The 18,487-nt window shown below is 71.5% G+C and carries 17 protein-coding genes; 4 read left to right on the top strand and 13 right to left on the bottom strand.

Going from position 1 to position 18,487, the window contains the following annotated elements; all coding sequences use genetic code 11:
• Window positions 1–254: 254 nt before the first annotated feature.
• The 5 genes from cbiE to ACFWRT_RS23070 form a co-directional block, all read right to left on the bottom strand.
• Entirely contained in the window at window positions 255–1,493 is a 1,239-nt protein-coding gene (gene cbiE, locus ACFWRT_RS23090; protein WP_380953438.1) for a precorrin-6y C5,15-methyltransferase (decarboxylating) subunit CbiE, read from the bottom strand.
• A gap of 133 nt (window positions 1,494–1,626) precedes the next feature.
• Window positions 1,627–2,331, bottom strand: coding sequence for a GNAT family N-acetyltransferase (locus tag ACFWRT_RS23085; RefSeq protein ID WP_380953437.1), 705 nt, complete (start codon window positions 2,329–2,331; stop codon window positions 1,627–1,629).
• A 120-nt stretch (window positions 2,332–2,451) separates the two neighbouring features.
• Window positions 2,452–3,318 carry a MetQ/NlpA family ABC transporter substrate-binding protein gene (locus ACFWRT_RS23080; RefSeq protein ID WP_380953436.1) on the bottom strand — a complete coding sequence of 289 codons (867 nt, stop codon included), beginning with the start codon at window positions 3,316–3,318 and terminating at the stop codon, window positions 2,452–2,454.
• 87 nt (window positions 3,319–3,405) lie between these two features.
• Entirely contained in the window at window positions 3,406–4,077 is a 672-nt protein-coding gene (locus ACFWRT_RS23075; protein WP_380953435.1) for a methionine ABC transporter permease, read from the bottom strand.
• A complete protein-coding gene (locus tag ACFWRT_RS23070) occupies window positions 4,074–5,156 on the bottom strand; it encodes a methionine ABC transporter ATP-binding protein (protein ID WP_380953434.1) in 1,083 nt (360 codons plus the stop codon). Before ACFWRT_RS23070 ends, ACFWRT_RS23075 begins: the two co-directional genes overlap by 4 nt.
• A gap of 607 nt (window positions 5,157–5,763) precedes the next feature.
• Between ACFWRT_RS23070 and ACFWRT_RS23065 the strand changes: the two genes are divergently transcribed.
• Both ACFWRT_RS23065 and ACFWRT_RS23060 read left to right on the top strand, forming a co-directional pair.
• Window positions 5,764–6,123 (top strand): hypothetical protein, encoded by a 360-nt coding sequence (locus tag ACFWRT_RS23065; protein ID WP_380953433.1) that lies wholly within the window; start codon window positions 5,764–5,766, stop codon window positions 6,121–6,123.
• A gap of 151 nt (window positions 6,124–6,274) precedes the next feature.
• Window positions 6,275–6,655: a hypothetical protein gene (locus tag ACFWRT_RS23060; RefSeq protein WP_380953496.1), complete on the top strand. Its 381-nt coding sequence runs from the start codon at window positions 6,275–6,277 to the stop codon at window positions 6,653–6,655.
• Between the two features lie 21 nt (window positions 6,656–6,676).
• Here ACFWRT_RS23060 and ACFWRT_RS23055 read toward each other — a convergent pair whose 3' ends face one another.
• The 3 genes from ACFWRT_RS23055 to ACFWRT_RS23045 all read right to left on the bottom strand — a co-directional run bounded on the left by ACFWRT_RS23055 (window position 6,677) and on the right by ACFWRT_RS23045 (window position 9,091).
• Window positions 6,677–7,180, bottom strand: coding sequence for a GNAT family N-acetyltransferase (locus ACFWRT_RS23055; protein WP_380953432.1), 504 nt, complete (start codon window positions 7,178–7,180; stop codon window positions 6,677–6,679).
• A gap of 37 nt (window positions 7,181–7,217) precedes the next feature.
• The gene (locus ACFWRT_RS23050) at window positions 7,218–7,778 is read right to left on the bottom strand and encodes an RNA polymerase sigma factor (RefSeq protein ID WP_380953431.1); all 561 of its coding nucleotides are present in this window, start codon (window positions 7,776–7,778) and stop codon (window positions 7,218–7,220) included.
• Between the two features lie 146 nt (window positions 7,779–7,924).
• Entirely contained in the window at window positions 7,925–9,091 is a 1,167-nt protein-coding gene (locus ACFWRT_RS23045) for a glycerophosphodiester phosphodiesterase (RefSeq protein WP_380953430.1), read from the bottom strand.
• A gap of 294 nt (window positions 9,092–9,385) precedes the next feature.
• Between ACFWRT_RS23045 and ACFWRT_RS23040 the strand changes: the two genes are divergently transcribed.
• Window positions 9,386–10,057, top strand: a complete 672-nt coding sequence (locus tag ACFWRT_RS23040) for a lysophospholipid acyltransferase family protein (protein ID WP_026242069.1) — start codon at window positions 9,386–9,388, stop codon at window positions 10,055–10,057.
• Window positions 10,058–10,134: 77 nt separating this feature from the next.
• Here ACFWRT_RS23040 and ACFWRT_RS23035 read toward each other — a convergent pair whose 3' ends face one another.
• Together ACFWRT_RS23035 and ACFWRT_RS23030 are read right to left on the bottom strand one after the other, a co-directional pair.
• Window positions 10,135–11,679, bottom strand: a complete 1,545-nt coding sequence (locus ACFWRT_RS23035; protein ID WP_380953692.1) for an MFS transporter — start codon at window positions 11,677–11,679, stop codon at window positions 10,135–10,137.
• Window positions 11,676–12,227, bottom strand: a complete 552-nt coding sequence (locus ACFWRT_RS23030) for a TetR/AcrR family transcriptional regulator (protein WP_380953691.1) — start codon at window positions 12,225–12,227, stop codon at window positions 11,676–11,678. The genes ACFWRT_RS23035 and ACFWRT_RS23030 overlap by 4 nt, the downstream gene beginning before the upstream one ends.
• Window positions 12,228–12,457: 230 nt before the next feature.
• Between ACFWRT_RS23030 and helR the strand changes: the two genes are divergently transcribed.
• Window positions 12,458–14,620, top strand: a complete 2,163-nt coding sequence (gene helR / locus ACFWRT_RS23025) for an RNA polymerase recycling motor ATPase HelR (protein WP_380953690.1) — start codon at window positions 12,458–12,460, stop codon at window positions 14,618–14,620.
• A gap of 30 nt (window positions 14,621–14,650) precedes the next feature.
• On the opposite strand, the gene ACFWRT_RS23020 is transcribed toward helR, so the two are convergent.
• The 3 genes from ACFWRT_RS23020 to ACFWRT_RS23010 form a co-directional block, all read right to left on the bottom strand.
• A complete protein-coding gene (locus ACFWRT_RS23020; RefSeq protein WP_380953689.1) occupies window positions 14,651–15,622 on the bottom strand; it encodes an aldo/keto reductase in 972 nt (323 codons plus the stop codon).
• 106 nt (window positions 15,623–15,728) lie between these two features.
• On the bottom strand, window positions 15,729–17,156 hold the full coding sequence (gene argH, locus ACFWRT_RS23015) for an argininosuccinate lyase (RefSeq protein WP_380953688.1): 1,428 nt from the start codon (window positions 17,154–17,156) through the stop codon (window positions 15,729–15,731).
• Window positions 17,157–17,248: 92 nt separating this feature from the next.
• Window positions 17,249–18,442, bottom strand: coding sequence for an argininosuccinate synthase (locus ACFWRT_RS23010; RefSeq protein ID WP_015607439.1), 1,194 nt, complete (start codon window positions 18,440–18,442; stop codon window positions 17,249–17,251).
• Between the last annotated feature and the right edge of the window lie 45 nt (window positions 18,443–18,487).

Genomic DNA, 18,487 nt, shown 5'->3' with positions numbered 1-18,487 from the left:
AAGAACGAGCGGGCTCGCCGCGCGGCACGAAGCGCCCGCGGACCTCTTCTTATTCTCGCGGCCGTTCGCCGCCGCGGCAGGAAGTTCCGCCACGGCTCGCTGTGGACTGCGCCACGTCGCGCGTCCCCCGGTTGGTGCCGTACCACAGAGCGGAACAAAAGAGTCCACTTTTCCGGACATTGACGAACGAAGCGACGAACGTCCGGGCGCGGTACAACAATCGGCCAGCCTACCTCCCGTACCAGGTGGAACGGTCAGGGGGCGACGTCCGAACGCCGTGCGGAGAGAAGGAACACGACGGACCGTTCGCGCTCGGTCCACACCTCGGTGTCCAGGTCGACGGACTGGAGCAGCGAGCACGCGACGGTGTAGCCGTTGCCGGTGAGCGCCGCGCCGACGGCCTCGGCCTCGTCCCGGGTGGAGGCGTGCGTGACGATGCGTTCCGGGCGCCGGTCCATGACGGCCCGGACCACCGGGACACCGCCGCCCCCTATCCGTACGACGTCGGGTTCGGGCAGCCGTTCCAGCACGTGCGGGGCGCGGCCGCAGACGATGTGGAGCGGTACGCCGAAGGCGCGGGCGGCCGCGTCCGTACGGGAGCAGGCTCCCGGGTCGGCGTCCACCGCCAGCACGGCCGCGCCGAAGCGGGCCGCCTCGACGGCCAGGGCGCCGCTGCCGCAGCCGATGTCCCAGACCAGGTCGCCGGTGCGGGGGCCGAGGATGGCCAACTGGGCGGCGCGCAGGTTCGGGGACTCCCCCTCGCCGGACTCCCGCATACCTGTCGCGCCGGCCTCCCGGTAGGCCTCGGAGGGCAGGGCCCAGCCCCGGATGCCTTGCGGGTGGGCAGGCTCGCGGCCGGCGAACCAGGCGGCTGTGGCGGTCGCGTCGGGGCCGCCGCCGATGACGATGACGACGTTGGGGTCGCGCCAGGTGTGGTCGGCGGCCTTCTCGGAGGTGAGGACGGTGACGCGTTCGCGGTCGGTGCCGAGCTCCTCGCAGATCACGAAGGTGCGGTGGACACCTTCGAGGAGGAGGGCCAGTTCGGCGGGGCCCGCGCCCGGTGAGGTGAGGACGGCGACCTTGTGGTGGGACCGGCAGACGTTGACGGCGCGGCGCAGGGTGCGGGGGTGGGCGACGACGATCTGGGCGTCGTCCCAGGGCATGCCGGCCCGGGCGAAGGCGGTGGCCACGGCGGAGACGGCGGGGACGACCTCGACTTCGAGGCCGTGTTCGGGGGCGCGCAGGGTGCGGACGACGCCGAAGAAGCCGGGGTCGCCGTCGGCGAGGACGACGGCGCTGCCGCGGTGGCCGGCGATGCGGCGGGCGGCCAGGTCGACGCTGCCGAGGCGGATGCGCTCGGCGCCCTCGGGCACCTCGGGCAGAGCGAGGTGGTGGGCGGCGCCCGCGACGAGCGTTGCGGCCGAGAGCGCGGCCGTGGCCGCTCCGGGCAGTGGCGAGCCGTCCCAGCCGATCACCGTGACCCGGTCGGCCATCGTCGTCTGTCTCCTGGGGTGTCGGAGGGTGCGGGGCTTCGGCCCGCGCGGTGGCGGGCAGGGGTGAGAGTACCTGGTCCCGATCGGGGCCTCGCCGGGGGCCTCGGCCAGGCGCCGCCCGGGCCGTGCGGGGTCACTTCCAGTCGTTGTACGTGCCGTAGCCGCCGGCGTCGGCCAGTTGCTCGGCGACGCCTTCGAGGTCCTCGGGGAGGAGGCCCCAGACGATCAGGTCGGTACGGATGTCGGTCCAGCCGCCGTCGGTGCCGTTCTCGGTCCGGGTCCGGGCGATCCGGGCGTTGCGCAGGACGCCCTCGCTGATGCAGCCGAGCTTCTGCGCGACCTGCTGGGAGGCGGTGTTGTCGGCGGGGGTGCGCAGCTCGATGCGTTCGAAGCCCTGGTCGCGGAAGAGCCATTCGGCGACCGCCAGCACGGATTCGGTGGCGTACCCCTCGCCACGCGCCCAGGGGGCGGTGATGTAGCGGACCTCGGTGGCCAGGGTGCGCCAGTCGGTGTTGAGGAGCTGGACGCTGCCGACGAGCCGCTGGGTGAGGAACTCGGTGACGGCGAGGGGGAGGCCGCGGCCCGAGGTGCGTTCCCCGGGGGCGATTCTGCGGACCCAGCGTTCGGCGTCGACCTGGGTGTACGGGTGCGGTCCGTCGGTCCAGGCGGTGACCGCCTCGTCGTTCATCATCTCGATGTACGCGGGGATGTCGGCCATCTCGAAGGGGCGCATCACCAACCTGTCCGTGCTGATGGAGACGGACGGAAAGGTGGTAGTCATGCGCAGCTCCATGCAGAAGACCGGGGTAAAAGCGAAGACCGGGTAAAAGCACAGCATGCAGCATCGCATCCGCGGTGTGCATGGGCGGGTCCGCACGACGGAGCCCCGCCCCTTCCCGGGGGAAGGGGCGGGGCTCCGTCGGGCAAGTGCCTGATGGAGGTCAGGACTTGGCGGGGGTCAGGACGCGGCCGGGGCGCCGAAGGAGGAGATGATCGAGCCCTGGTAGGTGTCCTCGATGAACTTCTTCACCTCGTCGGAGTTGAGGAGCTTGGCGAGCTTCTCGACCCGCGGGTCCTTCTCGTTGCCCTCCTTGACCGCCAGGAAGTTGGCGTACGGGTTGCCCTCGGCCTTCTCCAGGGCCAGGGAGTCCTTGGCCGGGGAGAGCTTGGCCTCGATGGCGTAGTTGCCGTTGATGACGGCGGCGTCCACGTCGTTCAGGGCGCGGGGCACGGTGGCGGCCTCCAGCTCCTTGAACTCCAGGCCCTTCTTGTCGGTGATGTCGCTCAGCTTGGCGGTGGTGCCGACGCCGTCCTTGAGCGTGATCAGGCCGTTCTCGGCGAGGAGCTGGAGGGCGCGGCCGCCGTTGGTGGTGTCGTTGGGGACGGCGATGGTCTGACCGGCCTTGATGTCCTTGAGGTCCTTGATCTTCTTGGAGTAGAGACCGAGGGGCTCCAGGTGCACGTTGACGACCGGGACGATGGTGGTCTTGTTCTTCGCGTTGAAGTCGTCCAGGTAGGGCTTGTGCTGGAAGAAGTTGGCGTCGACCTGGCCGTTCTGGGTGGCGGTGTTCGGCAGGACGTAGTCCGTGAACTCCTTGACCTCCAGCTTGAGGCCCTCCTTCTCCGCCAGGTTCTTCTTGACGAAGTTCAGGATGTCGGCGTGCGGCGTCGGGGACGCGGCGACGACCAGGGCCTTGGAGGTGTCGGCCTTGGCGCCGCTCTCGCTCTTGGAGGCCGGGTCGGAGTCCGTACCGCAGGCGCCGAGGCCCAGGGCGAGGGCGGCGGCGGACGCGACGGCTGCGGTGATCTTGATGTTCTTGCGCACGAAAAGTGCCTCTTTCTCAGTGGTGGTGCGCCCGGACAAGGAGTTCGGGCTTGATGGGGAGTGAAAGTCTTCGGGGTCCGGCGGCCTTCAGGAGGCGGTGCGACCGCGGCGGGCCAGCAGCCGGACGGTGAGGTCGCCGATCAGCTGGATCACGCTGACGAGCACGATGAGGAGCGCGACGGTGATCAGCATGAACTGGTTGTCGAAGCGCTGGAATCCGTAGGTCACGGCCTTGGAGCCGAGCCCTTCGCCGCCGACCGCGCCGGCCATCGCGGAGTAGCCGATGAGCACGATGAGGGTGGTGGTGACACCCGAGACGAGCGAGGGCAGTGCCTGCGGCAGGAGTACCTTGCGGACGATGGTGGGGATGGAACCGCCCATCGACTGCACCGCTTCGACGAGCCCGTGGTCGACCTCCCGGATCGCCGTCTCGACGAGCCGGGCGAAGAACGGGATGGCGCCGACGGCGAGCGGGACGATCATCGCGGTGGGGCCGATGAAGGTGCCGACGACCCAGGTGGTGAAGGGGATCAGGGCGATCAGCAGGATGATGAACGGCAGCGAGCGGCCGATGTTCACGATCACGCCGATGACCTTGTTCACCGCGGTGTTCTGGAGCAGTCCGCCCTTGTCGGTGAGGACGAGCAGGACGCCGAGCGGCAGTCCGCCGAGGACGGTGACCAGCGCCGACCACAGCACCATGTAGAGGGTGTCGAGGGTGCCCTGGGTCAGCAGGGGCTGCATTTCGGACCAGGTCACTTGACGGCCTCCTTGGTGATCGCGGCGGGCGCCTGCTCGGGGACGGTCGCGGCGGCGCGGGCCCGGGGGCCGTTCTCGTCCTCGACGACCTCGGCCTGGAGGCCCTGTTCGCGCAGGAAGCCGATGGGGACGACGTTCTCCTCGAACCGGCCGGGCAGCTCGATGCGCATCCGGCCGATCTGCCTGCCGCCGACGGTGTCCATCGCGGCGCCGAGGATCGAGATGTCGATGTTGTACGTACGGGAGAGCTGCGAGATCACCGGCCGGCTCGCGGCCTCGCCGTGGAAGGTGACGTCCACGACCGTGCGGTCGGGCCCGGAGGCGGTCCCGCCGACCGGGAACAGCTCGCTCGCCAGCTCGGAGCCGGGGGTGGCGAGCAGTCCGCCGACCGTGCCGGACTCCACGATCCGGCCGCGCTGCATGAGGGCGGCGGAGTCGCAGATGGTCTTGACGACGTCCATCTCGTGGGTGATCAGCAGGATGGTGAGGCCGAGCTGCTGGTTGAGGTCGCGCAGTAGTTGGAGGATGGAGCGGGTGGTCTCGGGGTCGAGGGCGGAGGTCGCCTCGTCCGAGAGCAGCACCTTGGGGTCGCCCGCCAGGGCGCGGGCTATGCCCACGCGCTGCTTCTGGCCGCCGGAGAGCTGACCGGGGTAGGACTTCGCCTTCTCGGCGAGGCCGACCAGGTCGAGGAGTTCCCTGGCCTTGCGGGTGCGCTCCTGGCCGGAGACGCCGAGGATCTCCAGGGGGAGTTCGACGTTGTCCAGGACGGTGCGCGAACTCAGCAGGTTGAAGTGCTGAAAGACCATGCCGATCTTGGTGCGGGCCGCGCGCAGCTCCTGGCTCGCCCGGCGGCCGCGCCCGGCGAGGGCGGTGAGGTCCTGACCGGCGACGGTCACCGTGCCGGAGGTGGGGCGCTCCAGCAGGTTGACGCAGCGGATGAGGGAGGACTTCCCGGCGCCGCTCTGTCCGATGACGCCGTATATCTCGCCCTCGCGGACATGGAGGTCGACTCCGTCGATCGCGGTGACCTCACGGTCGCGCGACTGGTAGACCTTCGTGAGGCCCGTCGTGGTGATCACAGGGGTTTCCGTCACTGTCGAGTGCGCGGCGCGGGTGTCCGCCGGGCACGGGGCAAACGTCTGAAGAGACTGATGTCGGTCTGGTCGGCCGGTTCACGTCTCAGCACGGCTGTGTACGGCGGTCGGCCGGAGATCAGCGCATGCTCGGGCGGCTCGTTCCACAGGGGGCGAACGGCGCAAGGCTCGGGTCTCGCTTCGGGGCGCGAGGCTCAGGCGGGGGCCCTCAGAAGGCGCGCATTCGACACATACAACGAGCACCGGGCGTACTGATCGCCTCGGTCGCAAGGGTGCGGCTGCTCGTCGTGGTCATGCGCCCAGTAAAACAGACGTACGCCTGGGCACGAACCCGGCTGTCCGGAATGCGGACAGCCGTGGATGGTCGGCGGCCGCCTTCCGGGGCGACGCGACGACGTACGACCGCAAGGCTCTGACCTGCGCTTACGGGGGTGGGCGAGGAGGCCGAACGGACCTGGGGGCGGGCGGGCGCGGGGGCGGTGCGGGTGGTCGTTGTGGCCAAGGCCACGATCAGCGGCACCACGGCCCCGCAGGGCCGGGGCCGGGCGGGGCCGCACGCGGGCGGGCGGTGCGGCCGTAATACCCTCGCTACATGCTTGACGCCCTGACGGTCGCGGTCGCCGTGACCGCGCTCCTCCTCGCCGCCTGGTGCGGACACGCCGCCTACAAGGACCAGCCGACGAAGGACTGGCACTTCATCGGGATGGCCGTCGTGACCGTGCTGGCCTTCGCCCAGCTCGTGGTGGGCATCGTGCAGCTGGCGCGCGGGGAGCGGCCGGAGCAGGGGATGGCGGTGTTCCTCGCCTATCTGATCGGCTCGTTCGCGGCCGTGCCGGCGGCCGGTGTGCTGTCGCTGTCCGAGCGGACCCGCTGGGGTTCGGTGACGGTGGCGGCGGGCGCGGTGGTGCTGGCGGTCCTCGAAGTACGGCTCTACGACATCTGGGGTGACTGACGTGAGTGACACCGAACGCCCCGAGGCGGATGCGGCGGCTCGACCCGAGGCAGACGTTGCGGCTCGACCCGAAGCCGACGCGGCGACTCGCTCCGAGGCCGACGTCTCGGCTCGCCCCGAGGCCGACGCTGCGGCGAAGCCGTCCTTCGAGCTGGGCACGGGGCCCGGCCGGGTGCTCGTCTGGTTCTACGGGGTGTTCACGGTCGCGGCGGCCTCGCGTTCGATCGTCGAGGTGGTCCGGGGATTCGACCGGGCGCCGCTCGCCTACTCGCTCTCGGCCGTCGCCGCCGTCGTCTACGGGTTCATCACGTACTCGCTGGTGCGCGGGGGCGAGAGGGCCCGCCGGGCGGCGCTGGTGTGCTGCGCCGCCGAGCTTCTGGGCGTCCTCGTCGTCGGCGCCTGGACGCTGGCCGAGCCGTCCGCCTTCCCCGACTCCACCGTCTGGTCGGACTTCGGGATGGGCTACCTGTTCATCCCGGTGATCCTGCCGGTCACCGGGATGATCTGGCTGCGGCGCGCCAAGAGGGCCTGACGCCGGGCCCCCGGGGCTCTTTCAGGCGCTGGCCACGAACTCCTGGGCCGCCGCCTCCTTCTCCAGCAGGATGAGCCGGACGCCGTCCGTCCCCGTGGCGTCGCCGACCTGGGCGTATCCGGCCCGCCGGTAGAGCCGGAGGTTGCTCTCGCTGCGGTGTCCGGTGTGCAACCGGAAGCGGGTGGCGGCGCGGTCGGCCGCCAGGGCCGCCTCCGTCGCGTTCAGCAGCCGGGTGCCGAGCCCGTGGCCCTGGAGCCGGGGGTGGACGCAGAGCTTGCCGATCTGGCCCGTACCGTCCGGGTCGGTGAATCCGCGGACCGAGCCCACGACTTCGTCGCCGAGGCGGGCCACGAAGACCAGGTCGTCGGCGACTTCGCCGCGCACCGCGTCGAGGGTCTGGACGAGCGGGTCGATCCGGTAGTTGTCGTACAGCTCGGCCTCGCGCTGGAAACAGAGGTACTGGAGCCGGAAGATCTGCTCCACGTCCTGTGCCGTCGCCGCCGAGATGATCACGCTCATGCTCATGTGTGCACGCCTCCCGCTCACCTGTCCGCCCGGTTGCCTACCGCCCTCTTCCCCGCAGTTCAGGGGCGGCAACCTCCGCCGCCAGCATTCTGCGCAGACATCCAAGGCAACGGGAACGGATCGGGCCCAAACTCCCCTGTGACATACCCAACTCCCCTGCGATTTCGCGGTAGGTCGGGTCGGTGGGCGCCAGCATCGCGTCCAGCAGCCGGGAGCAGCGTCCGGGCAGCCGGGCCATCGCGGCGCGCAGCGCCCGGCGTTCGGCGGCCCCGAGCGCGATCCGCTCCGGGGAGCCGGCGGCCGGGTCGGCGGGTTCCGTTCCGGCGTACGGGCGTTCCCGCCGGGCCGTGCGGCGCCCCTTGCGTGCCTCCGCGCGGACGGTGTCGCGCACCCAGCGGGCCGGGTCGCGGGGCGGCACGGTCGCGGTGGGGCGCTCCAGCAGCCGCAGCCATACGGTCTGTTCGAGGTCGGCGGGGTCGAGGCCGGCGGCGGGTGCCTCGGCTCTCGCCTCCGCCCGTACCAGGGGCTGTAAGGCGCGGACGGCGAGGGCGGTGTCAGTGGCGGTGGTCCGGTCGGGTCCATGATCGAGAAGCGTCATGTCCGGGCGGACGTGGTGGTGGCCCGGCCGGTTGCCCCGTACGCACGGCACCACCCGACCGGGGCAGGGACGGGCGCGGTGCTGACGCGCGTACGGGCCCGGCGGGCGGCGGCCGGTTCCGTACGCGGGTCCCCGCCGGTCGGGGCTCAGCGGCCATCGAAGTCCGCCGCCGCCAGCAGCGCGGTGTCCGGGTGGTCGGAGAAGATGCCGTCGATGCCGGTGGCGAAGTACGCGGCGGCGGCGCCGAAGACGTCCCCGTAGGCGTTGGGGTCGGTGCCGCGCCGGAAGTCGGCGGGCAGGAAGCTGTTCTCGTTGCGCAACGTGTACGGGTGCAGGAGCAGGCCGCGCGCGTGCGCGTCCTTCACCAGCGTGGTCGGCGTGGTGAGCCGGCCCGCGGCGTCCTTGGGGATGACGAGGTCGAGCGTGGGGCCGATGCCCTGGGCGTAGGAGGCGATCCACTTCAGCCCGGCGGGGGTCACGAGGTCGGCCACCGTGCGCGGGTCACCCGACTCGACGAAGTCCCAGGGCCGTGTCGTCGGTCCGGAGAGGAGGACGATGCGCGGGGTGTCCACCAGCCGGGCGAGGCGCTGGACGGAGCTCGGCTCGAAGGACTGGAGGATGAGCGGGGCGTTCCTGCGGTCCCGGCCGTAGCGGCGCAGCAGCCGGGCCAGCGGCTCCTCCAGGCCGAGGCCCAGGCTCCGGAAGTACGTGGGGTGCTTGGTCTCCACGTACAGCCAGACGGGCTTCTTCCGCTTGCGACCCTCCTGGTCGGCCCAGCGCAGGACCTCCTCGAAGGTGGGGACGGTCCAGCGGCCGTCGTAGAGGGTGTTGTCGGGGCGGTTGCCGGGGATGCGCTCCTTCGCCCGCAGGGTCTTGAGCTCGGCGAGGGTGAAGTCCTCGGTGAACCAGCCGGTGTAGCTGACACCGTCGATGGACTTCGTGGCCTTGCGGCCGGCGAACTCGGGGTGGTCGGCGACGTCCGTGGTGGCGGTGATGTCGTTCTCGTGCCGGCAGACGAGGTGGCCGTCCTTGGTCGGCACGAGGTCCTGCTCGACGATGTGCGCGCCCAGGTCCAGCGCCAACTGGTAGGAGCCGAGGGTGTGCTCGGGGCGGTAGCCGCTGGCGCCGCGGTGGCCGATCACCGTCGGTACGGGCAGGTCGCGCAGCGAGCCGTGGCCGCCTCCGTGGCCCCCGCGTCCCCGCTCGGCGGCCTGTGCCTGTGCCGTACCGGCGAGGCCCAGGGCCGCGGTGGAGAGGACCGCGGCGCCCAGAAGGGCCCGCCGTCCGGGAGTGCCGGACACACGCTCCGTCATGAATGCTCCTCGCTCGGTACTGTCCTGACATCTGTCGGGCGGGACATCTGTCGGGCGGGGCCCGATCGTAGGCAGCCGGGCGGGTCCGCGGGGCGGATCAGGGGCGAACATGGCGGAAACACACGTCAACATCGCGTATCCACTCCGTGAACCCGATGTGCGATCAGCCCATACCCGCGAGTATCGTCCTCATCTGCACAGTCCAACACTTCGCTCCACCGGACACCACCGCGCACCACCCCCCGCACCACCTCACTCGCCCCGGCCGGCCCGGCCACGACACCGGAGGAACCGTTGTCCCGTCAAACGGTCATCAAGGCAGTGCTCGGACCGATTCTGCGCCTGATGTTCCGCCCCCAGGTGGAGGGCGCGGAGAACATTCCCGGGACCGGGCCGGTGATCCTCGCGGGCAACCACCTCACCTTCATCGACTCGATGATCATGCCGATCTGCTGCGACCGGCCGGTGTTCTACATCGGCAAGGACGAGTACGTGACCGGCAAGGGGCTCAAGGGCCGCCTGATGGCCTGGTTCTTCACCGGCTGCGGCATGATCCCGGTGGACCGGGACGGCGGCCGGGGCGGCGTCGCGGCGCTGATGACCGGGCGCCGGGTGCTGGAGGAGGGCCAGGCCTTCGCGATCTACCCGGAGGGCACCCGCTCCCCCGACGGCCGGCTCTACCGGGGCCGTACGGGGATCGCGCGGCTGACGCTGATGACGGGCGCCCCGGTGGTCCCGTTCGCCATGATCGGCACCGACAAGCTCCAGCCGGGCGGCGCCGGGCTGCCCCGGCCGGGCAAGGTCACGGTGCGCTTCGGCGAGCCGATGGAGTTCTCCCGGTACGAGGGCATGGACCGCGACCGCTATGTGCTGCGGGCGGTGACGGACTCGGTGATGTCCGAGGTGATGCGGCTCTCCGGCCAGGAGTACGTGGACATGTACGCGACGAAGGCCAAGGCCGCCTGATTCCGTAGTCCCCGCATACGGAAGGGCCCGCACCCCGGAGAACGGGGTGCGGGCCCTTCCGTATGCCGTACGCGGGACTACGGGTGCTCGATGCCGTCCTCCAGCTTCTGGCCCCGCAGCAGGAACCAGGCGGCGACGGCCGCCGCGAGGAGCACCGCCGAGCCGACGCCCGCGGCGGACCGCATCCCGTCGACGAACGCCTCCTGAGCCGCCGAGACCAGCGGGCCCGCCTGGGCGGCGGGCAGGGCGGTCGCCGCTTCGACGGCCCCGCCGAGCGACTCGTGGGCCGCCGACTCGACATCGGCGGGGATGCCCGCCGGGGTCGGGAAGCCCCGGTAGACGCCGGTGACGATGGAGCCGAGCAGGGCGATGCCGAGGGCGGCCCCGAGCTCGTACGCCGTCTCGGACACGGCGGAGGCCGAACCGGCCTGCTCCTGCGGAACGCTGGAGAGGATGACGTCGGCGGTGACGGTGAAGGAGAACCCGGCGCCGACGCCGACGACCAGCAGCATGGAGCCGAGCAGCGGGTAGCCGGTGTGCTGGTCGAGGAGGGTCACCGTACCCAGCGCGAGACCGACCGCGCCGAGTCCGCCCGCCACGACCGAGCGCACCGAGAACCGGCGGGCGGCGAATCCGGCCAGCAGACCGGCGGTCACCGCGCCGATGGCGGCGGGCAGTTCGGCGAGACCCGCCTCCAGCGGCCCCCGGCCCTGGACCAGTTGCAGGAACTGGGAGAGGAAGAAGACCAGGCCCGACAGGCCGAGGATGGTCAGCAGGTCGGCGAGGACCGCGCCGGAGAAGCCCCGGTGGTGGAAGAGCCGCATGTCCAGCAGGGGTGCGGGCAGGTGGAGCTGCCTGCGGACGAACCAGGTGAGCGCGCCGGCGCCGAGCACGGCAGCCACGCCGGGTCCCCAGCCCAGCCCGTGCGAAGCCGTCTCCTTGATGGCGTACACGATGCCGATCATGCCGACCAGGGAGAGCCCCACGCTGGGCATGTCCCACGGGCCGGGGGCCGGGTTCTTCGACTCCGGGATCAGCTTGACGCCGACGACGACCAGCACGGCCATCACGGGCAGGTTGATCAGGAAGACCGAACCCCACCAGAAGTGTTCGAGCAGGAACCCGCCGACGACCGGTCCGACCGCCGCACCCGCCGACGCCATGGCGCCCCAGATCCCGATGGCGAGGCTGCGCTCGCGCGGGTCGTGGAAGAGGTTGCGGATCAGGGCGAGGGTGGACGGCATCAGCGTGGCGCCCGCGACACCGAGCAGGGCCCGGGCCACGATCATCATCTCGGGCGTCGTCGCGTACGCGTTGAGGACGGAGACCGCGCCGAACGCCACGGCGCCGATCAGCAGCAGCTTCTTCCGGCCGATGCGGTCGCCGAGGGAGCCCATCGAGACGAGAAGACCGGCGATGACGAACGAGTAGACGTCACCGATCCACAGGAGCTGGTTGCCGGTGGGGGCGAGGTCCTCGCTGAGGAACGGGGTGGCGAGGCCGAGGACGGTCGCGTCGACGGCCACCAGCAGCACGGCGAGGACGAGCACGGCGAGCGCGATCCACCGTCCGGGGCGGCGCTCGTACTCCGTGGTCTTCGGGTGCTGGTCGATGCTGGTCACTGCTCCACGCTCCGGCGGGCTCCGCCGAGCAGCAGCTCGACGATCATGTACTGGAAGTCCTGTGCGGCGACCCGTCCCACCTGGACGGCCCAGGCGCCGGTGCCGATGAGCCCGTAGAGGGCCTCGGTCAGCCAGGCGGGGGTGAGGTCGATGCGGAATTCGCCGCGTTCCTGGCCGCGGCGGAAGAAGGCGGAGACCCGGGCGTCGGCCCGGTTCCAGCCCTCGTGGACCTGGTCGCCCTCGAAGAGCTGGTTCTCCGTCACGAGGAACGAGAGCAGGCCGGCGCTGGGCTCGACGGCCGCGATGAGGCGGCGCAGCCCCTCCTCGGAGGTGCCTTCGTCGAGCCGGGCGGCGTCCAGGGCCGCCTCGAACGCCTGGATACCGAGATCCTCCAGCGCCTTCACCAGCGCGTCGCGTCCGGCGAAGTGGCGGTGGAGGGTGGCGCGGCCGATACCGGCTGCCTTGGCGACCTCGTCCATGGTGGCGGTCGATTTGTGGGTCAGCAGGGCGGCGGCGCTGCGCAGCACCTGCTCACGGTCGAGAGTCATGAGACAAGCTTAAACCATGTGAGACATGGCTGTCTCATCGAGGAGGTGCGGCGAACCAGGGGTGTGCACCCGGTGCGTGAGGTGTGACGGGATCGGCAGGAGGTGGACCCACTCCTTGCCACTCTCAACGTATAGCGCATGGGGGGTCTTGCCGCAAGACCCCCCATAGGCCGCAGAATCGACGGCCTGGCTTCCTCCCCGCCATCCCACCCCACGACTGAACGGACGCCGTGAACCCCCTCCCCACCAGCGCTTTCCACCTCCCCGACCACCTCTCCCCCAAGGCCGACCCGGCGCTGATCGCCGACGACGAGCGGCACTTCGCGGCCATCGCCCGGACCCTCGACGCGTCGATCGCCGAGCTGACCGGGCGCCTCGACGCCGAGCGCCGGGCCCCCGGTGGCACCGGACGGCAGGCGATGGACCGGGACGCCGAGATCCACCGGCTCACCGCCCGCCTGCGCACCCTGCGCCGCTTCGGGCTCGACCTGTGCCTCGGGCGCATGGTCGCCGAGGACGGCTCCGCACCCGTGTACGTCGGCCGGCTCGGCCTCACCGACAGCGAGGGCCGCCGACTGCTGGTCGACTGGCGCTCCCCCGCCGCCGAGCCGTTCTTCGGCGCCACCCACGCCACCCCGATGGGCCTGGCGAGCCGCCGCCGCTACCGCTGGACCGGCGGGTCGATCAGCGACTACTGGGACGAGGTGTTCGCCCCGGACGCGTTCGCCGGGCATGCCGCGCTCGACGACCAGTCCGCGTTCATCGCGAGCCTCGGCACCAACCGCTCGGAGCGGATGCGCGACGTGCTCGGCACCATCCAGGCCGACCAGGACGCCATCATCCGTGCGGGCTCCCGGGGCGCGCTCGTGGTGGACGGCGGGCCGGGGACGGGGAAGACGGTCGTCGCGCTGCACCGCTCGGCGTACCTCCTGTACGCGGACCCGCGCCTCGCCCAGCGGAGGGGCGGCGTCCTGTTCGTGGGCCCCTCCCGGCCCTACCTCGGGTACGTCGCCGATGTGCTGCCGAGCCTCGGGGAGGAGGGCGTGCAGACCTGCACCCTGCGGGACCTGGTCGAGGAGGGAGCGACGGCCGCACCCGAGGCCGACCCGGAGGTGGCCCGGCTGAAGGCGTCGGCGGAGCTGGTGAAGGCGGTGGAGAGGGCCGTCCGGTTCTACGAGGAGCCGCCCACCGAGCCCCTGACGGTCACGACCCCCTGGGCCGACCTCCGGCTGACCGCCGCCGACTGGGCCGTGGCGTTCGAGGCCGCCGGGCCCGGCGCCGTACACAACGAGGCGCGCGACCAGGTCCGTGAGGAGCTGCTCACGCTCCTGGTGGAGAAGTTCGACGGTGACGTCTCTGCGGACCTCCTCCGGAAGGCGCTCGGGCAGGACCGGGAGCTGGCCGCCGCCTTCGACCGGGCGTGGCCCCTGCTGGACCCGGCCGAGCTGGTCGGGGACCTGTGGTCGGTCCCCGCGTACCTGCGCCTGGCCGCCCCCTGGCTCACCCGGGACGAGGTGCGGCTGTTGCAGCGCGCGGACGCGCGCGCCTGGACGGTCTCCGATCTGCCGGTCCTGGACGCGGCGCGGCAGCGGGTCGGTGACCCCGAGGCGTGGCGGCGCAGGCGTCGGGCTGAGGCGGCCGCGGCCGCCGAGCGCGCGGGCATGGCCCAGGTCATCGACGCGATCCTCGCGGACGAGACCCTGGCCGACGCCGATGTCGACAGCGAGGGCGCGCTGGTGATGCTGCGCGGCCAGGACATGAAGAACACCCTGGTCGACCCGGCCGCGTCCACCGGTACCGAACCGGACCGGCTCGCGGGCCCGTTCGCGCACATCGTCGTGGACGAGGCGCAGGAGCTGACCGACGCCGAGTGGCAGATGCTGCTGGTGCGGTGCCCGTCCCGGAGCTTCACCGTCGTCGGGGACCGCGCGCAGGCCCGGCACGGGTTCACGGAGTCGTGGCGCGGGCGGCTGGAGCGGGTCGGGCTCGACCGGGTGGCGCTGGCCTCGCTGACCGTCAACTACCGGACGCCGGAGGAGGTCATGGCGGAGGCCGAGCCGGTGATCCGGGCCGTGCTGCCGGACGCCAACGTGCCGGTCTCGATCCGTTCCGGCGGTCTGCCGGTCGTATACGGCCCGGTGGCGGATCTCGACGCGGTCCTGGACACCTGGCTCGCCGCGCACCCGGACGGGATCGCGTGTGTCATCGGCGATCCGGCGTTCCGGGCGACGCCCCGCGTGCGGTCGCTGACGCCGGAGCTGTCGAAGGGCCTTGAATTCGACCTGGTGGTGCTCGTGGACCCGGAGGCGTTCGGGGAGGGCGTCGCGGGGGCGGTCGACCGGTATGTGGCGATGACCCGGGCGACCCAGGAGCTCGTCGTCCTGACCGGCTGACGAGCTCCTGAGGTTCGGCGGGCCCTCGTGTCAGTGCCAGGGAAGGGCCGCGCGGTGGCGCCAGTACGACTCCGGCTCCTCCACCAGGGCCTCCAGCCGGTCCCGCTGCTCCTCGTCCAGGCCGACGACGGGGGCGTGCAGGTTCCCGGCGAGCTGGGTGACGGTGGCGGCGCCGGAGAGGACGACCCCGGCCCAGGGCTGGTGCAGGACGAGCGCCAGGGCCACCGCGTCGCCGCCCACCCCCGCGTCGGCGGCGATCTCGCGGAACACGGCGGGCGCCTCGTCCCCGGCCAGCCGCCCGTTGGCCATGCCCTCCTTGACGATCACGGTGAGCCCGGCCTCGTGGGCCTCGGCGAGAGCGGGGGCGGCCGAGGTCTCCAGGGCGTTGTAGGTGGCCTGGACCGTACGGAAGAGGGGGTTGCCGTCCACCGTGAGCGCGAGCGCGGCCCGGATGGCGTCGGCCTGGTTGGGGCCGCTGGTGGAGAAGCCGACGGCGACCCCGTCGGCGGCGAGGGCGGCCAGGCGCTCGTGGAGTTCCTTGTCGGCGAGGGCCGGGCTGTCGGGGGTGAGCGAGTGGATCTGGTAGAGGTCGAGCCGGTCGCCGAGGAGTTCGCGGGTCTCGGCGCGCTGGCGCTCGAAGGTGGCGAGGCCGTGGTCCTTGACCTCGTGGGCCTCGGCGTCGGTGCTCCAGTCAGCGGTGTAGGTGTACCCCCACTTGGAGCCGACGACGAGGTCGGTGAAGGAGGGCCGGGCGTCCAGCCACTCGCCCAGGAACTCCTCGGCGCGGCCGTAGGAGCGGGCCGCGTCGACGTACCGGACGCCCTGCGCGTACGCCGCGTCCAGCAGCTCGTGCGTACGGGCGCGCAGGTCTTCCACGTCCCGGCCGTCGGGGAAGTCCTGGTCCCGGTGGAGGTTGATGTATCCGGGCCTGCCGACGGCCGCGAGACCCAGTCCGATGTGGGCGGTCGGGGTCGTCGCGGTGGCCAGGGCGGTGAAGGGCATCGCGGGCTCCTCGGGGTCGGTTGCGGATACTCCTACCCCGGTCAACGTAGCCCGCGACACCTTTCGTACACCTGCGACGACGCCGTACGCACACGACGCGGTACGGCTACCGGCGGGCGGTCGCCCAGGCGTTCTGCGCCTCCAGGTCCTTCTTCACCTCGGCGAGCTGTACGGCGACGGCGGAGGGGGCCGTTCCGCCCCGGCCGTTGCGGGAGGCGAGGGCGCCCCGCACGTTGAGGACGGTGCGGACCTCCGGGGTGAGGTGCTCGGAGATCGTGGCGAACTGCTCGTCGGTGAGCTGGTCGAGCTCGATGCCGTGCTGCTCGCACTCCTTGACGCAGGCGCCCGCGACCTCGTGCGCGACCCGGAACGGCACGCCCTGCCGGACCAGCCACTCCGCGATGTCGGTGGCGAGCGAGAAGCCGGCCGGGGCCAGCTCCTCCATGCGCTCGCGGTTGACGGTGAGGGTGGCCATCATGCCGGTGAAGGCGGGGAGCAGGACTTCGAGCTGGTCGCAGGAGTCGAAGACGGGCTCCTTGTCCTCCTGGAGGTCGCGGTTGTACGCGAGCGGGAGGGCCTTCAGCGTGGCGAGGAGGCCGGTCAGGTTGCCGATGAGGCGGCCGGACTTGCCCCGGGCCAGCTCCGCGATGTCCGGGTTCTTCTTCTGCGGCATGATCGACGAGCCGGTGGAGAAGGCGTCGTGGAGCGTGACGAAGGAGAACTCCTTCGTGTTCCAGATGATGACCTCCTCCGCGATCCGGGAGAGGTTGACGCCGATCATCGCGGTGATGAAGGCGAACTCGGCGACGAAGTCCCGCGAGGCGGTGCCGTCGATGGAGTTGGCGACCGAACCGTGCTCGAAGCCGAGGTCGGCGGCGACCGCCTCCGGGTCGAGCCCGAGCGAGGAGCCGGCGAGCGCGCCGGAGCCGTACGGGGAGACGGCCGTGCGCTCGTCCCACTGGCGCAGCCGCTCGGCGTCCCGGGAGAGCGACTGGACGTGGGCGAGCACGTGGTGGGCGAAGAGCACCGGCTGGGCGTGCTGGAGGTGGGTGCGGCCGGGCATCGCCACGTCCGGGTGGGCCTCGGCGAGGCCGACCAGCGCGCCCTGGAGGTCGGCGATGAGGCCGCCGATGGTCCGGGCGTGGTCGCGCAGGTACATCCGGAAGAGGGTGGCGATCTGGTCGTTGCGCGACCGGCCGGCCCGCAGCTTGCCGCCGAGGTCGGGGCCGAGCCGCTCAAGCAGACCGCGCTCCAGGGCGGTGTGGACGTCCTCGTCGGCGATGGTCCCGGTGAACGAGCCGTCGGCGACATCGGCTTCGAGCTGGTCGAGCCCTTCCTGCATCCGGGTCAGCTCGTCCTCGGTGAGCAGGCCCGCCTTGTTGAGGACGCGGGCGTGGGCGCGGGAGCCGGCGATGTCGTACGGCGCGAGCCGCCAGTCGAAGTGGACGGAAGCCGACAGCTTGGCCAGCGCCTCGGCCGGTCCGTCGGCGAAACGCGCGCCCCAGAGCCGGACGTCACCGTTGTTGCTGCTCACTGCATGCTCCTCAAAACGCAAAGACACGGTGCGGGTATGCGACCGCCTCCCCGCCGTGTGCGGACGGGGAGGCGGCTGTACAACGAGTGGGGTCAGGCCAGGTCGCGCTTGGCGGCGATCTTCGACGAGAGGCCGAAGAGCTCGATGAAGCCCTGCGCCTTGGACTGGTCGAAGGTGTCGCCCGAGTCGTAGGTGGCGAGGTTGAAGTCGTAGAGCGACTCGTCGGACTTCCGGCCGGTGACGACGGCGCGGCCCGCGTGCAGGGTCATCCGGATGTCGCCGGTGACGTGCTGGTTGGCCTCGTTGATGAAGCCGTCCAGGGCCCGCTTCAGCGGGGAGAACCACAGGCCGTCGTAGACCATCTCGCCCCAGCGCTGCTCGACCTGCCGCTTGTAGCGGGCCAGCTCGCGCTCGACGGTGACGTTCTCCAGCTCCTGGTGGGCGGTGATCAGCGCGATCGCGCCGGGCGCCTCGTACACCTCACGGGACTTGATGCCCACGAGCCGGTCCTCGACCATGTCGATCCGGCCGATGCCCTGGGCGCCGGCCCGCTCGTTGAGCTGCTGGATCGCCTGGAGGACGGTGACGGGGCGGCCGTCGATGGCGACCGGCACGCCCTCCTTGAAGGAGATGACGACCTCGTCGGCCTCGCGCGGGGTGGCGGGGTTGGAGGTGTACTCGTAGATGTCCTCGATCGGCGCGTTCCAGATGTCCTCCAGGAAGCCCGTCTCGACGGCCCGTCCGAAGACGTTCTGGTCGATGGAGTACGGGGACTTCTTGGTGGTCGCGATCGGGAGGTTCTTCTCCTCGCAGAAGGCGATCGCCTTGTCCCGGGTCATCGCGTAGTCGCGGACCGGGGCGATGCACTTCAGGTCGGGGCCGAGCGCGGAGATGCCGGCCTCGAAGCGGACCTGGTCGTTGCCCTTGCCGGTGCAGCCGTGGGCGACGATCCCGGCGTTGTGCTTCTTGGCGGCGGCGACGAGGTGCTTGACGATGGTCGGCCGGGAGAGGGCCGAGACCAGCGGATAGCGGTCCATGTAGAGGGCGTTGGCCTTGATCGCCGGGAGGCAGTACTCCTCGGCGAACTCGTCCTTGGCGTCCGCGACCTCGGCTTCGACGGCACCGCAGGCGAGCGCGCGCTTGCGGATGACGTCCAGGTCCTCGCCGCCCTGGCCGACGTCCACGGCAACGGCGATGACCTCGGCGCCCGTCTCCTCGGCGATCCAGCCGATGGCGACGGAGGTGTCCAGGCCGCCCGAGTAGGCGAGTACGACGCGCTCGGTCACGGGTTTCTCCTTACGGTGCAATCACTGATGGGTATAACTATGCAG

This window comes from Streptomyces cyaneofuscatus, assembly GCF_042718795.1.
GTDB classification, from domain to species: domain Bacteria; phylum Actinomycetota; class Actinomycetes; order Streptomycetales; family Streptomycetaceae; genus Streptomyces; species Streptomyces cyaneofuscatus_A.
This window is presented reverse-complemented; position numbering and strand designations above follow the sequence as displayed.